The following is a 14,578-nucleotide window of genomic DNA, read 5'->3' on the forward strand; positions in this document are numbered from 1 at the left end:
TGTTATTAGCCCTTTACGGAGCCTGCCGTGAGCCCACGCACGAAGTATTTGCCCGCCAGCACGTAGACCACCAGCGTCGGTAGCGCGGCAATCATGGCGGCGGCCATGTCGACGTTGTATTCACGTACGCCTGTGGAGGTGTTGACCAGATTGTTCAAGGCCACGGTGACCGGCTGGGTGTTATGGGAAGAGAACGCCACACCGAACAGGAAGTCGTTCCAGATCTGGGTGAACTGCCAGATCACCGACACCACGATGATCGGCGCCGACACCGGCAGCAGAATGCGCCAGAAAATACGAAAGAACCCAGCCCCGTCCAGCTTGGCCGCAGACACCAGCTCGTTGGGAATGCCCACGTAGAAGTTGCGGAAAAACAGCGTGGTAAAGGCGATACCGAATACCACATGCACCAGGATCAAGCCCGCCCGCGAGCTGGAAAGCCCCAGCCAGCCCAGGGTTTGCGCCATGGGCAGCAGCACCACCTGAAACGGAATGAAGCAGCCAAACAGCATCAGCGCGAAGACAAGTTCAGAGCCCTTGAAGCGCCATTTGGTCAACGCATAGCCGTTCAGCGCACCCACGGCGGTGGAGATCAGCACGGCGGGGATGACTATGGCAAAGGAGTTCCAGAAGTAGCCACCCACGCCCTCGCAGCGCATGCCGGTACACGCCTCGCCCCAGGCTTTGGCCCAGGGTTCGAGCGTCGGGTTTTGCGGCAGCGACAGCAAGGTGCCTGCGCTGATTTCGCTGAGTGGCTTGATGGAGGTCATCAGCATGACCACCAGCGGCAGAATGTAAAACAGGGCGGCCAATGCCAGCACGCCATAAAGCACCCCGCGCAGCAGCCGCGCGCCCAGCGTTTGGCGACGAATCACGTTAGCCATGTTTGCGGCTCCTCAATTCGGAGTAGAGGTACGGAATCAGGATGGCCAGCACGCCCCCCAGCATCAGCATGGCGCTGGCCGACCCCAGCCCGATCTGCGCCCGGTTGAACGCATGGGTATACATGAACGTGGCCGGCAGGTCCGTTGCATAGCCCGGGCCACCGCCGGTGAGCGCCACCACCAGGTCAAAACTCTTGATGGCGATATGCGCCAGAATCATCACCGCGCTGAACAACACCGGACGCAGACAGGGCATCACCACCCGCCAGTAGATGCGCGGCAGGCTGGCCCCATCGAGCTGGGCGGCCTTGACGATGCTGTCGTCGATACCACGCAGCCCCGCCAGAAACAGCGCCATCACGAACCCGGAGGCCTGCCAGACGGCGGCAATCACCAGGGTGTAAATGGCCATATTGGGGTCCACGATCCAGTCAAAGCGAAACGACTCGAAGCCCCAACTGCGCACCATGGCTTGAATGCCCAGCTGCGGGTTGAGCAGCCACTTCCACACCACCCCCGTGACGATGAACGACAGCGCCATGGGGTAGAGATAGACCGTGCGCAGCGCGCCTTCCTGGCGAATCTTCTGGTCCAGCAGAATGGCCAGCAGCGCTCCCAGCACCAGGCAGATCAGTATGAACAGCGCGCCAAATACCATCAGGTTGGTGGAAGCGACCCACCAGCGCTCGTTGGCCATCAGCCGGGCATACTGGCCAAATCCGACGAACTGGTAGCTGGGCAGCATGCGTGAGTTGGTCAGCGACAGCACGAACGTCCATAGCATGAAGCCATAGACAAAGAACAGCGACACTGCGACAGAGGGCGCCAGCACCAGCTTCGGCAGCCACGCCTGCAGCCGACCGGACGCCGTGGGCGGCAACGCGGCACGCGTAGTAGGTTTCGTCATGGGAATTCCTCACCCGTCATCCGTCGGCGCCGCCATTGCGGCGGCGCCGATCACCAAGGTCAAGCGCGTTTGGCGCTTCGCGTCAGGGTGACGTGATCAAAAGGCCGCTGCCTGGGCGGCGCTGACCATCCGCTGGGCGGCTTGTTCGGCGGGCATGTTGGCGTCATTGAAGTAGTTGGTCACCACATCGAAGATGGCGCCCTGCACATCCGCACGCACGGCCATGCCATGGGCCATGCTGGGCACCAGCCCGCCCTGCTCGGCAGTACGCTGGAAATCTGCCAGCGACTGCTGTGCGCAGCTGTCGAAATCGCTCATGTCCAGGTCAGGCCGCGCGGGGATGGACCCCTTGGCCAGGTTGAAGGCTTCCTGGAAGGTGGGTTCCAGCACCAGCCGGGCCAGCGTGTGCTGGGCATCCCGCTCCTCGTCATCGGTGACGCGGAACATGGCCAGGCTGTCGATATTGAAGGTAAAGGCGTCTTCGCTACCCGGGGCGGCAGCACACAGGTAATCTTCTCCCGCCGTCAGGCCCGCTGCGGTGAACTCGCCTTTCGCCCAATCGCCCATCAGCTGAAAACCGGCGGCTCCCTCGATCACCATGGCCGTGGCAATGTTCCAGTCGCGCCCCGGCATGCCTTCATCCATCAGGCTACGCAGGCGTTTGAAATCTTCCAGTGCGGCAACCATCTGCTCGCCCCCCAGGGCTTCCGGGTCCAGCTCCACCAGCGCCTGCTGATAAAACTCGGTGCCCTGGCTGCCCAGCACTACGCTTTCGAACACGGTGGCGTCCTGCCACGCCTGGCCGCCATGGGCCAGCGGCACGAAGCCCGCTTCACGGATTGCTTCTCCGGCAGCAAACAGTTCTTCCAGCGTGGTGGGCATCTCGACACCTGCGGCCTCCAGCACGTCCGGGTTGGCCCACAGCCAGTTGACCCGATGCACGTTGGCGGGGACGGCCACGTACTGGCCGTCGTAACGCATGATATCGGCCACGATGCCCGGCAGCAGGTCGTTCCAGCCTTCGGCCTCAGCAACGTCGTTCAAGTCACCCAGCAGGCCAAGCTCGCCCCACTCTTGAATTTCCGGCCCTTTGATTTGTGCAGCCGAGGGCGGATTGCCCGACATGGCCCGAGACTTCAGCACCGTCATGGCGGTTTCACCACCGCCCCCGGCCACGGCGAAATCCTGCCAGCCATAGCCTTCGGCTTCGAGCAGCTCCTTGAGCACGTTGGCGGCGCGAGCTTCACCGCCGGAGGTCCACCAGTGCAGCACTTCCACCTCGCTGGCCTGGGCAGTACTTGCCATGGCCGTTCCAGCCGCCAGGGCCAGCGCGAGGGCAGATTTTTTGAAGACGGGTGAGAGAATACGCATGAGATAGCTCCTGCTGTTGTTGTTATGAGGTGTCATGAAGAACACAGAGTGCCGCGCTACCTGCACAACCCAACTGGCAGGCAGCGGCTCATGGCAGAGTACGTCACCCTACGTCACAACGGGAGTTACCGAATCCTGCATAGTATTACAACCTTGTAATAGTCAGGCTTACAGGGTTGTCACGGTGGGTTGGCGCGGCAGGGTCAAGGTGGCCACGAGGCCCCCTGCGGGGTGGTTGGCCAAGCGAATGTCGCCGCCATGGGCACGAGCAATGTGCCGCGCAATGCCCAGGCCCAGCCCACTGCCCCCGGTATGGCGGCTGCGCGAAGCTTCCAGGCGTACGAAGGGGGAGAACACCCGCTCCCTCTGTTCCGCCGGGATACCGGGGCCACGATCATGAATCTGAACCTTGACCTCACCCGCCTGCTCCTCCAATACCACGTTGGCGTGCTGGCCGTAGAACACGGCATTCTCCAGCAGGTTCGCCAGGCACCGCTTCATGGCCAGCGGCTTGACGATCAGCGGCGGCACCTGACCGCTGATCCGCACGTCGCTCCCCTGCACACGCAGCTCGTCTGCCAACGCCTCGAGAAGCGCCGTCATGTCAGTGGGTTCGGGCTCTTCGTGGAGGTCCAGCCCTTTCACGGAGGCCAGCGCGCCCTTGACCAGCTCCGCCAGTTCATCCAGTGAGGCGCAGAAGCGCTCTCGCTGCTGCGGGTCATCGAGCATCTCGGCCCGCAAGCGCAGCCGGGTGATGGGCGTTTTAAGGTCGTGGGAAATCGCCGAAAAGAGCCGTTCGCGCTCTTCTACCTGCTCACGAATACGCCGCTGCATGCGGTTGAAGGCAACAGCGGTGGCCGCCACCTCTCTGGGGCCGCTCTCTCTCAGCGGCGGGCTGTCCAGATCATCGCCCAGCCGACGGGCTGCACGCGACAGCCGTGCCAATGGTCGGGTCACGCTGGTGATGCCCAACAGCGACAGCGCCAGCACGGTCAGCAGTACCACCAGCCCCGCCAGCAGACGCTCTTCAGAGAGCCAGCGGTATCCGCTGAAAATGTCCGGTACGCCCAGCAGGGTCGCCACGTAGAGCCAGGTATCCGGGGCCAGCTCCAGTTGCACCACCAGAATGGGCGGCGACAGCGGCTCCATCAGCAGGCTGTGCTGGCCCCAGCGCGGCGGCAGGTCGTAGAGCAGCACTTCATTATTGAATACCCGCAGGGTCTCGGGGCGGGAGAACTCCACCACGACATCGTCGATCGACAGTTGCTGGGTGAGGATCGTGTGAACATTGTTCACCACCACCGCTTTTTCGGGACCGCTGCCAATGTCCTCCACGGGGATGCGCCGCTGGTTGACGCTGACAAAAAAGCGCGTGCCTCCCATGTTGCGCAGCTGGTCGAGCACGATATGGCGATAGTCCACCGGCAGCGAACGAAAAAAGCGCATGGTGGACGCAATGCTGAAGGCCATGTTGCTGGAGAGCTCATCGAGCTGCTCCAGCTGGCTAGCGCGCATTTGCGAGGTCCAGATCGCGTAGCTGGCCACCTGGGCGGCCAGTACCCCTGCAATCATGATGATCACGAAACGGCCGCGCAGGCTGGCTGGCAGCCAGCGTCGCCAGCGCTTCACAGGGCGGTATCTACCTGAGCGGTCAACACGTAGCCCGCCCCGCGCACCGTACGAATCAGCTGCGAGTGCTGGGCATCTTCACCCAGCCGCTGGCGTAGCCGACACACGTGCACGTCGATGGAACGGTCCAGAGGCGGGGCGTCTCGGCCCCGGGTCAAGGCGTACAGGTCGTCACGGGTAATGACTTGAGCGGGACGTTCCAGAAACACCTGAAGCAGCTGGAAGTCGGCACCTGACAGAGCCGTACGCTCGCCCGCCTGGTCCACCAGCTCGCGGGTCATGCGGTCCAGCTGCCACTCGCCAAAGCGCACCCAGCGAGCCTCCTGAGGGCCCACTGCCGTGCGGCTTCGACGCAGCACGGCCTTGATACGCGCCAGCAGCTCTCGGGGGTTGAAGGGCTTGCCAAGATAGTCGTCGGCGCCTAGTTCCAGCCCCAGAATACGGTCGGTATCGTCCGCACTGGCGGTGAGCATGATGATCGGCAGGTCGCTGTGCTTGCGCAGCTCGCGACAGATGGTAAAGCCATCATCCCCCGGCATCATGACATCGACGATCAGTAAATCCGGCGTCTGCTCGGCAAGCTGCTGATAGAGCGCCTGCGCTCCTTCGGCCGTGAACACCCGATAACCGTGGCGCCCCAGATAATCCGCCAGCAGCTCGCGGATTTCCGGGTCATCATCGACCACCATCAAGGTCGCAGGCGTGGTTGTCATCGTGGAAAGCGCCCCTGGGTTGTTATCGTTTTAGGGGCTAGATGATGGTGGAGCGCTGTCGCTACCGCAAGCGGCTCTCGACTAAGGTGGCAGAGCTAACCCGACAGCCCGAAACGCTCAGCCAACCACTGGGCCACCGCCGCTTCCCCGTGATGGCCAATGCGCCGGGCATCGGGTACACGGTCGAACAGCGCCGGGTGGGCGTTGGCCATGACCTGCGCCTCCCCGGCCAGGGTCAGCATCTCGGTGTCGTTGAGGTTGTCGCCAAAGGCGAGGCAGTCGGCGGCGGTGAGGCCCAATGACTCCAGCAGCGCCGCCAGCGCAACACCCTTGTTCACCCCACCCGCCATGATCTCCAGTGAGTCCACCGTGGAGTAGGTGATGTGCAGCCCCTCACCGTGTGCCGCGTGGGCCTGGGCCTCCAGTTCGGCCAGCGCCTGAGGGTCACCCAGATAGAGCACCTTGCCCACCCCGTGGCGGTCCATCTGTTCGGGTGGCACCACGTCATAGGTGAACCCGGTGGAGGCATGCAGCGACAGCAGGTGCGGCGCTTCGGCATCGACATGCCAGCCATCATCGCGATACAGGCTCAGGCGCACCTGCGGGGGCCGGGGCAGATGAATCAAGGTGTGTGCATGTTCAGGTGCCAGGTGAGACGCGCTGATCAAGCGGTCATCCGGGGCGTGGGTGTAAGCACCGTTGGTGCTGATCAAATGGGCCGGAATCGCCAGTTCCTCACGAAACACCCGCATGTCGTGGTAATGACGGCCCGAGGCCAGCGCCACATGGTGACCCTGTTGCACCAGGGCGCGCAGTACGTCTACCGTGCTGTCGTGTAACCGGTGGTCGCTACCCAGCAGCGTACCGTCCAGGTCGGAAACAATCAGGCGTGGGGTCATACAGGCTCCTTGGGCGTGGCGCATGAAGTGAGCCTCAGCTTAACCGATTCATCCGCAAGCGGGTAAGTCATTGACCCGCCTGAGCGGGCGTGACTTACCCAAGGGCAACGATTGGCGCAGCCAACGGGAATCCGTATAGTGGCACCCTACTCTCGCCAACTGATCGAACACATGCTTCAAAATAACTCCCTGCTTGCCCAGCTCAAGCAACAGATCCGTGAAACCACTCCCCGCGCCGAAGGGGTGATCAAAGCCACCGAAAAAGGCTTCGGGTTTCTTGAAACCGACAGCGGCGAATCCTATTTCGTGCCGCCGCCTGCCATGAAGCAGGTGCTCCACGGCGACCGCGTCGAAGCCGTGATTCATGAGAACGGCGACAAAAAATCCGTCGAGCCGGAGAAGCTGATCGAAGCGGGCCTGGACCGCTTCATCGCCCGCGTGCAAAAGCGCGAAGGCCGCCTGGCAGTGGTGCCCGATCACCCCTCGATTCGCAATGTGCTGAAAGCCCGCATCAAGAACAGCCTGGACGAAGACAGCATTGGCGACGGCGACTGGGTCGTGGCGCGTCTGGTGCGTCACCCGCTCAAGGAGAACGATCGCGGCTTCTTTGCCCAAATCGACGAGCTGGTCGCCAAGGTCGACAACCCCGCCGTGCCGTGGCGTGTCACCCTGGCGCGCCACGCGCTGGAGCAGGAGTGCCCGGATGCCGGTAGCGACTGGCCGCTGCGCGATGAGGGCCTGACTCGGGAAGACCTGACGCAACGCCCCTTCTTCACCATCGATGGTGAGAAGACCCGCGATATGGACGATGCCCTGCACGTGGTGGCGCGTCCGGAAGGCGGCTGGCAGCTGAGCGTGGCCATTGCCGACCCCACGGCGTATGTGGATGAGGAGCACGCGGCCGACCTGGAAGCGCGTGTGCGTGCCTTCACGGTTTACCTGCCGGGCCAGAACGTCACCATGCTGCCGGAGCAGCTGGCCGATGACCTGTGCTCGCTGTGGGAAGGCCAGGAGCGCCCGGCCCTGGCGTGTACGCTGGACATCAACGCCGACGGCAGCCTGGGCGACTACCGATTCTTTGCCGCCAACGTGACCTCCCACGCCAAGCTGGTGTACGAGCGCGTCTCTGACTGGATCGAAGGCCAGGGCGACTGGGCACCGGCCGAAGAGATTGCCGAGCAGCTCAAAGCGCTGCAGGCCATGACGGAAGCCCGCACCGCCTGGCGCAACGAGCACGCGCTGGTGTTCAAGGACCGTCCGGATTACGTGTTCGATCTGGACGAAGCAGGCAACGTGCTGGGCGTGCGTACCGAAGACCGGCGCATCGCCAACCGCATGATCGAAGAGTCGATGATTGCGGCCAACGCCTGCTGTGCAGACTTCCTAGCCAGCCATATCGGCCACGGCATCTTCAACGTGCACCGCGCCTTCGAGCCCGAAAAAGCCGAAGCGGCTCAGGAGTTCCTCGCCAGTCAGGAGATCGACGTGGCCCAGGAAGCACTGACCGAGCTGGCGCACTACAAAGAACTCAAGCGCGCACTGGAAAGCCGTGACGACGCCTGGCTGGATGCCCGCCTGCGCCGTTTCCAGGGCTTCACCAGCATGTCGGCCCAGCCTGGCCCGCATTTCGGCCTGGGGCTGCCCGCCTACGCCACGTGGACCTCGCCGATCCGCAAGTATGGCGATATGGTCAACCACCGCTTGATCAAGCGCGTGCTCAAGGGTGAACAGGCCCCGGCAGAGGCCAGCCAGCAGCTCACCGAGCAGCTCACCGAACGCCGCCGCCTGAACCGTATGGCCGAGCGTGACGTGAAAGATTGGCTCTACGTTCGCTACCTGACCCCGGCAGCACAGAACCAGGATACCTTCGAGGCCGAAATCATGGCCATCAATCGTGGCGGCATGCGGGTGCGTCTGATCGAAAACGGCGCCACGGCCTTCGTGCCAGCCCCCTTGATGCATAGCGACCGCGACAAGGTGGTGATCGACGATAAAGAGGGCCGCATTCAGATCGAAGGCGAAGAGCGCTTCAAACTGGGCGACAGCCTGCGTGTCTCGCTCACGGAAGCCCGTGAAGAGACCCGCTCGCTGGTGGCGAAACCCGCTGTTTAATCACTCATTTGCAGCCCAGCGTCTGCTAACGCCACGGTTCGTCCGTGGCGTTTTTATTTCTACCGCGCCAGGATATTGTCGCAGAATTGACGTATTTCTTCCCTAAGGTGATTCTTTGACCCTTATGTGGCTCGGAGGTTACCTTGCATATCACCGATGTGACCATGTTCCACGCCCCAGCAAGTGGCGGGGTTCGCACCTACTTGCAGGCCAAGCATCGCGTGCTCTCCCGAACAGCAGGCCTGCGCACAAGCCTGCTGGTGCCTGGAGCTGAGCGTGATAGCTTAGGGGATCACCATACGTTGCCAGCGCTGCATCTACCTCTTGGCCAAGGCTATCGATTTCCAGTCCGCCGTCGCCCTTGGCAAGATGCGCTGATCAATCTCTCCCCCACGTTGATCGAAGCAGGCGACCCTTACGTCACCGCCTGGGCAGCGCTGGAAGCTGGCCAACACTTGGGCGTGCCAGTCGTGGGGTTCTACCACTCTGACTTACCTCACTTGATGGGTGACCGATTTGGCCGCCATGTTCGTCAGCGGCTGGTTCGCTATGTGGTGGACCTTTACCAGCGTTTTGATAGCGTGCTGGCGCCGTGCCACGCCATGGCTGAACGCCTGACTGAATGGGGTGTTCCCAACGTACGCGTGCAGTCACTAGGGGTCGATCTGGAGCAGTTCCATCCCTCTCGACGCGACCCCGACTTTCGAGCAGCCATGAGCATTCCTGAGAATAAGAAGCTGCTGATTTTTGTTGGCCGCTTCTCTCGGGAAAAAAATATCGATGTGCTGCTAGCCACCATGCGAGCACTTGGCAGCGACTACCATCTGCTGTTGATGGGCCCTGGAATGCCCACCCAAGTGCCAAGGAATGTCACGGTGGTGAACCGTTGCTGCGGAAGCCATGAGGTCGCCAGGGCGCTTGCCAGCAGCGATGCGATGCTGCATGCGGGGACTCGGGAAACCTTTGGACTGGTGGCACAGGAAGCAATGGCCAGTGGCATACCAGTGATTGGCGCCCGGGCGGGCGCACTGATGGAAAACGTACCGCTTGGAGCCGGGGTGCTCTGCCAGCCACTTGACCCAGCCGCGATGGCGGACGCCTGTTCCGCGCTGTTTCGCAATGACATTGTCGCCAGCGGACGCTTCGCACGCCACTATGTGGAGCGTCAGTTCAGCTGGGATAGCGTGATTGGCTCGCTGCTCACACACTATGTCGACCTCTGTGGACTCGAACAGCCCCATGCCCTCGCCCTCCGTCGCTAAACCTCAACGACTGCTGCGCTTTCGCTCGCTTCACGGTGTGCTACTGCTAGCGGCTCTGGTGGCACCGCTGGTACTGACGTCGCTTGCAGGAGGCAGACAGGCATTCGAACACGTAGCGCAGTTCCCTCTGGGCCTGCTGCTGCTCATGTTCGCCATGGCGGCGCTATGCTGGAATTTGAACGCCACCCGTCTGCGCCTGATGCTCAACGGCCGTGCTGGTCAGCTTGGTCAGCGTGGTGCGCTGGGCATTGAACTGGCTGCCAAGTGCGCACTATGCGCAACGCCCGGCGGCAGCGGCGGCCCGGCCACCTTGCTGCTGCTACTTGCCCAGCGGGGATTTTCTCCCTCAAAAGGCGCAGCGGTGTTCCTCATCGACCAGGGGTGCGACCTGTTGTTCTTTCTGGTGATGCTCAGTGGCTTGGTGGCAATATCAGTTTTCGGTAACGCCCAATGGCCGCACCAAGGGTTGATTCAGCTTTCGCTACTAGGACTCGTGCTGTTAGCGGTAGGTGTCTCGCTGATGATGAGCTACCTACCCAAGTTGCTGCGGACTCGTCGTCAATGGCTGATCGGACTGTTGGCATGGCTCCGCCCTGGCCGCAGGCGCTGGCTGGTCCGGCGACTGTTGCGCTGCCGCTACGCGCTGCGTATCACACTGGCACTACCTAACGCCACGCTGGCAGCCATGCTGGTGCTGACGGCCATGCACTGGCTGCTGCGCTACAGCTTGCTCTATCTGGCGGTGATTGGCATCGGCGGGCATGCCGATTGGCTTTGGACCTTTCTAACCCAGATGCTGGCCATGGCTGCCAGCCAGTTCAGCTTTCTTCCTGGCGGTGCCGGGGCTGCTGAAGTGGGGGTGGGAAGCCTGCTGCTACCCTTGATGGAACGTGAGCAGGCCGCGGCCGCCGTATTGGTGTGGCGGCTCATCAGCTACCACCTTTATCTTGCTGCCGGAGCACCGCTGCTACTGCTCTACAGCACTCGCCTATTGCGCCAGGGTTGACCCACTCCAATACTCCGACAGCCTTCATAAAACGCAAAAAGGGCACCCGAAGGTGCCCTTTTTTAGCGCTCTGAAAAAGTACGCGGCTTACCAGCCGGTCACTTCTTTCAGTGCATCGCCAATTTGCGCCAAGGAGCGTACGGTTTTGACACCGGCGTCTTCGAGGGCCGCAAATTTCTCGTCGGCAGTACCTTTACCGCCAGAGATGATGGCGCCTGCATGGCCCATACGCTTGCCAGGAGGTGCTGTCACACCGGCAATGTAGGAAACCACCGGCTTGGAAACGTTGGCCTTGATGTAGGCCGCGGCTTCTTCTTCAGCGGTGCCGCCGATTTCACCGATCATCACGATCGCTTCGGTTTTCGGGTCCTTCTCGAACATCTCCAGGATGTCGATGAAGTTGGAGCCCGGAATCGGGTCACCACCGATGCCGACACAGGTAGACTGGCCGAAACCGTGGTCAGTGGTCTGCTTGACCGCTTCGTAGGTCAGAGTACCGGAACGCGATACGATGCCCACTTTACCCGGCTGGTGAATGTGACCCGGCATGATGCCGATTTTACATTCGCCCGGGGTGATCACGCCGGGGCAGTTCGGGCCGATCAGACGCACGCCCAGCTCGTCGCATTTTACTTTCGCTTCGAGCATGTCGAGGGTCGCGATGCCTTCGGTGATGCACACGATCAGCTTGATGCCAGCGTTGGCCGCTTCAAGGATCGAGTCTTTGCAGAACGCTGCTGGTACGTAGATCACGCTGGCTTCTGCGCCGGTTTTCTCGACCGCTTCTTTCACGGTGTTGAACACGGGCAGGCCCAGGTGCGTCTGGCCACCTTTGCCCGGCGTAACACCGCCGACCATTTGCGTGCCATAGGCAATCGCCTGTTCGGAGTGGAACGTGCCCTGGCCACCGGTGAACCCTTGGCAGATGACCTTGGTGTTCTTATCGATCAGGATACTCATTACTTGCCCTCCGCTGCTTTGACAACCTGCTGAGCCGCGTCGGTCAGACTGGTAGCAGCGATGATGTTCAGACCGCTGGACGCCAGCTTCTCAGCGCCCAATTCAGCGTTGTTACCTTCCAGGCGAACGACGACCGGCACGTTGACGCCGACTTGCTCAACGGCACCGATGATGCCTTCGGCAATCATGTCGCAACGAACGATACCGCCGAAGATGTTCACCAGAACGGCTTTGACGTTGTCGTCAGACAGGATGATCTTGAACGCTTCGGCTACGCGCTCTTTGGTCGCGCCGCCGCCAACGTCCAGGAAGTTGGCCGGCTTACCGCCGCTCAGGTTGACGATATCCATGGTGCCCATGGCCAGGCCAGCGCCGTTGACCATGCAACCGATGTTACCGTCGAGGGCCACGTAGTTCAGCTCCCACTTCGCGGCGTCGGCTTCACGCTGATCTTCCTGGGAAGGATCGCGCATCGCCTGCAGGTCCGGGTGACGGTACAGGGCGTTGCTGTCGAGGCCCAGTTTGGCGTCCAGGCAGTGCAGGTTGCCTTCGTCGGTGATCACCAACGGGTTGATCTCGAGCAGCGCCAGATCCTTGTCGTGGAACAGCTTGGAGAGACCCAGGAAGATCTTGGTGAACTGCTTCACCTGATCGCCTTCCAGACCCAGCGCGAACGCCAGCTCACGCGCCTGGTAGGGCTGTGCGCCGACCAGCGGATCGATTTCGGCCTTGAGGATCTTTTCCGGCGTCTCTTCGGCGACGGTTTCGATCTCGACACCGCCTTCGGTGGAGGCCATGAACACGACGCGACGAGTGGTACGGTCAACGACCGCGCCCAGGTACAGCTCGTCGGCGATGTTGGTGCAGGTCTCTACCAGAATCTTGGCAACCGGCTGACCTTTTTCGTCAGTCTGGTAAGTAACCAGGTTCTTGCCCAGCCACTGCTCGGCGAAGGTTTTGGCTTCTGCCGGGTCCTTGATCAGCTTGACGCCGCCCGCTTTACCGCGGCCGCCAGCGTGAACCTGGGCTTTGACGACCCACATGTCGCCGCCGATTTTTTTGCACGCTTCTACTGCTTCTTCGGGAGTGTCCACGGCAAAGCCTTTGGACACTGGCAGACCATAATCGGCAAACAGCTGTTTACCTTGATACTCGTGAAGGTTCATCGATTCATGCCATTGGTTGCATGTGACTCGAACGATGATCAGTCGCCCTGAAGAACATCTTGCAGGTACTGGTCATCCCCGTACTTTCATGACGGCGAGTTGCCACGCCGCCATGAAAGTGGTGCGCCACCTGACGGTGGCGCTTGGTTGTTGCTTAGCGAATTACTTGCGCTTCTTGCGGTTGGCCATGTGAATGGCATGACCTTCTACCGCCAGAGCAGCTTCGTGTACGGCTTCCGACATGGTCGGGTGCGCGTAGCAGGTCAATGCCAGGTCTTCGGCGCTGGAGCCGAATTCCATGGCGATCACGCCCTGGGCGATCATCTCACCGGCGTGCTGACCCACGATGTGCATACCGAGAATACGGTCGGTTTCCGCATCGGCAATAATCTTGGCGCTGCCTTCGGTGGCGTTGTTGGCCATGGCACGGCCGCTGGCTGCGAAGGGGAAGCTACCGGTCTTGATTTCGATACCTTTGGCCTTGGCGTCCTGCTCGGTCATGCCGACCCAGGCCACTTCCGGGAAGGTATAGATGACGCTGGGGATGGTGTCGTAGTTCATCTCGGCCTTGTGACCGGCGATGATATCCGCCACCATGATGCCCTCTTCAGAGGCCTTGTGGGCCAGCATCGGGCCGCGTACACAGTCGCCAATCGCGTAAACGCCCGGCACGTTGGTACGGCACTGGTCGTCCACGAAGATGAAGCCACGCTCGTCCAGCTCGACGCCCACGCCATCGGCCACAACGCCTTTGGTGTAAGGACGACGGCCGACACATACGATCAGCTTGTCGAAGGTGATTTCCTGCTCGCCGTCAGCATCGGTGTACTTGACGATGACTTCATCACCATTGGTCTCGGAGCCGGTCACACGGGCGCCCAGTTTGATATCCAGGCCCTGCTTCTTGAGCAGTTTCTGAGTCTCTTTGGCAATCGTGGTATCGACCATTGGCAGGAAGGAGTCCATCGCTTCCAGCACGGTGACTTCTGAACCCAGACGGTTCCAGACGCTACCCAGCTCCAGGCCGATGACACCAGCGCCGATCACGCCAAGGCGCTTGGGCGTTTCCTGGAATTCCAGTGCGCCGGTAGAGTCGACGATCAGGCCTTCGGTCAGCGGCGTGGGCGGAATTTCCACTGGCACGGAGCCTGCCGCGATGACGATGCTGTCGGCGTCGTAGGCGGTAGTGTTGCCGTCCAGATCGGTGACTTCGACCTGCTTGCCAGATACGACCTTGCCGGTACCTTCGATGGCGGTCACACCGTTGGCCTTGAACAGGCCAGAGATGCCGCCGGTCAAGTTCTTAACGATCTTGTCCTTGCGGGCCATCATTTTCTTGACGTCCATGGTGACGTCACCGGCTTCGATACCCATGTCGTCGAAATCGTGCTTGGCTTCGACGAACTTGTGCGACGCTTCAAGCAACGCTTTGGACGGGATACAGCCTACGTTCAAGCAGGTGCCGCCGTGGACGACCTTGCCTTCCTTGCCAATCCATTTTTCAACACAGGCGGTTTTCAGGCCCAGCTGCGCAGCGCGGATAGCCGCTACGTAGCCACCAGGGCCAGCACCGATAACGATCACATCAAACTTGTCAGCCATGTTGGCTCCTTTAGCTTGGTTGCCCCCTCCCGAGTTGATCTAAACCGGGCAGGAGGCAAAGTGCGAT

Annotated in this window: 12 protein-coding genes; 3 read left to right on the forward strand and 9 right to left on the reverse strand. The window is 61.5% G+C overall.

From position 1 onward, the window contains the following. Window positions 1-5: 5 nt before the first annotated feature. The 6 genes from IE061_RS00880 to IE061_RS00905 form a co-directional block, all read right to left on the reverse strand. Window positions 6-884, reverse strand: a complete 879-nt coding sequence (locus IE061_RS00880; RefSeq protein ID WP_039176323.1) for a carbohydrate ABC transporter permease — start codon at window positions 882-884, stop codon at window positions 6-8. Next, the gene (locus IE061_RS00885; RefSeq protein WP_193460708.1) at window positions 877-1,791 is read right to left on the reverse strand and encodes a carbohydrate ABC transporter permease; all 915 of its coding nucleotides are present in this window, start codon (window positions 1,789-1,791) and stop codon (window positions 877-879) included. The genes IE061_RS00880 and IE061_RS00885 overlap by 8 nt, the downstream gene beginning before the upstream one ends. A gap of 96 nt (window positions 1,792-1,887) precedes the next feature. After that, window positions 1,888-3,162: an ABC transporter substrate-binding protein gene (locus IE061_RS00890; protein WP_039176330.1), complete on the reverse strand. Its 1,275-nt coding sequence runs from the start codon at window positions 3,160-3,162 to the stop codon at window positions 1,888-1,890. Window positions 3,163-3,330: 168 nt separating this feature from the next. Then, complete coding sequence (locus IE061_RS00895) at window positions 3,331-4,734, reverse strand: sensor histidine kinase (RefSeq protein WP_230478361.1); 1,404 nt, start codon at window positions 4,732-4,734, stop codon at window positions 3,331-3,333. 53 nt (window positions 4,735-4,787) lie between these two features. Beyond that, window positions 4,788-5,504: a response regulator gene (locus IE061_RS00900; RefSeq protein ID WP_016914522.1), complete on the reverse strand. Its 717-nt coding sequence runs from the start codon at window positions 5,502-5,504 to the stop codon at window positions 4,788-4,790. A gap of 95 nt (window positions 5,505-5,599) precedes the next feature. After that, on the reverse strand, window positions 5,600-6,403 hold the full coding sequence (locus IE061_RS00905) for a Cof-type HAD-IIB family hydrolase (protein WP_039176336.1): 804 nt from the start codon (window positions 6,401-6,403) through the stop codon (window positions 5,600-5,602). Window positions 6,404-6,574: 171 nt separating this feature from the next. Between IE061_RS00905 and IE061_RS00910 the strand changes: the two genes are divergently transcribed. The 3 genes from IE061_RS00910 (at window position 6,575) to IE061_RS00920 (ending at window position 10,783) form a co-directional block, all read left to right on the forward strand. Then, on the forward strand, window positions 6,575-8,515 hold the full coding sequence (locus tag IE061_RS00910) for an exoribonuclease II (protein ID WP_039176939.1): 1,941 nt from the start codon (window positions 6,575-6,577) through the stop codon (window positions 8,513-8,515). Between the two features lie 143 nt (window positions 8,516-8,658). Then, window positions 8,659-9,777: a glycosyltransferase family 4 protein gene (locus IE061_RS00915; RefSeq protein ID WP_039176340.1), complete on the forward strand. Its 1,119-nt coding sequence runs from the start codon at window positions 8,659-8,661 to the stop codon at window positions 9,775-9,777. Beyond that, entirely contained in the window at window positions 9,755-10,783 is a 1,029-nt protein-coding gene (locus IE061_RS00920) for a lysylphosphatidylglycerol synthase transmembrane domain-containing protein (protein WP_052196337.1), read from the forward strand. The genes IE061_RS00915 and IE061_RS00920 overlap by 23 nt, the downstream gene beginning before the upstream one ends. A gap of 87 nt (window positions 10,784-10,870) precedes the next feature. Here IE061_RS00920 and sucD read toward each other — a convergent pair whose 3' ends face one another. The 3 genes from sucD to lpdA form a co-directional block, all read right to left on the reverse strand. Continuing rightward, complete coding sequence (sucD, locus tag IE061_RS00925) at window positions 10,871-11,743, reverse strand: succinate--CoA ligase subunit alpha (protein WP_016914525.1); 873 nt, start codon at window positions 11,741-11,743, stop codon at window positions 10,871-10,873. Beyond that, entirely contained in the window at window positions 11,743-12,909 is a 1,167-nt protein-coding gene (gene sucC / locus IE061_RS00930) for an ADP-forming succinate--CoA ligase subunit beta (protein ID WP_016914526.1), read from the reverse strand. The genes sucD and sucC overlap by 1 nt, the downstream gene beginning before the upstream one ends. Window positions 12,910-13,071: 162 nt before the next feature. Next, a complete protein-coding gene (gene lpdA / locus IE061_RS00935) occupies window positions 13,072-14,511 on the reverse strand; it encodes a dihydrolipoyl dehydrogenase (protein ID WP_193460709.1) in 1,440 nt (479 codons plus the stop codon). Window positions 14,512-14,578: the final 67 nt, after the last annotated feature.

Source organism: Vreelandella hamiltonii (assembly GCF_014651795.1).
Lineage (GTDB): Bacteria > Pseudomonadota > Gammaproteobacteria > Pseudomonadales > Halomonadaceae > Vreelandella > Vreelandella hamiltonii.

Excerpts from the sequence above, each read along its gene's own strand:
- sucD (WP_016914525.1), bottom strand. The coding sequence starts at position 11,743 with ATGAGTATCCTGATCGATAAGAACACCAAGGTCATCTGCCAAGGGTTC.
- IE061_RS00910 (WP_039176939.1), top strand. The coding sequence starts at position 6,575 with ATGCTTCAAAATAACTCCCTGCTTGCCCAGCTCAAGCAACAGATCCGT.
- IE061_RS00880 (WP_039176323.1), bottom strand. The coding sequence starts at position 884 with ATGGCTAACGTGATTCGTCGCCAAACGCTGGGCGCGCGGCTGCTGCGC.
- lpdA (WP_193460709.1), bottom strand. The coding sequence starts at position 14,511 with ATGGCTGACAAGTTTGATGTGATCGTTATCGGTGCTGGCCCTGGTGGC.
- IE061_RS00895 (WP_230478361.1), bottom strand. The coding sequence starts at position 4,734 with ATGATTGCAGGGGTACTGGCCGCCCAGGTGGCCAGCTACGCGATCTGG.
- IE061_RS00890 (WP_039176330.1), bottom strand. The coding sequence starts at position 3,162 with ATGCGTATTCTCTCACCCGTCTTCAAAAAATCTGCCCTCGCGCTGGCC.
- sucC (WP_016914526.1), bottom strand. The coding sequence starts at position 12,909 with ATGAACCTTCACGAGTATCAAGGTAAACAGCTGTTTGCCGATTATGGT.
- IE061_RS00900 (WP_016914522.1), bottom strand. The coding sequence starts at position 5,504 with ATGACAACCACGCCTGCGACCTTGATGGTGGTCGATGATGACCCGGAA.
- IE061_RS00920 (WP_052196337.1), top strand. The coding sequence starts at position 9,755 with ATGCCCTCGCCCTCCGTCGCTAAACCTCAACGACTGCTGCGCTTTCGC.
- IE061_RS00885 (WP_193460708.1), bottom strand. The coding sequence starts at position 1,791 with ATGACGAAACCTACTACGCGTGCCGCGTTGCCGCCCACGGCGTCCGGT.
- IE061_RS00905 (WP_039176336.1), bottom strand. The coding sequence starts at position 6,403 with ATGACCCCACGCCTGATTGTTTCCGACCTGGACGGTACGCTGCTGGGT.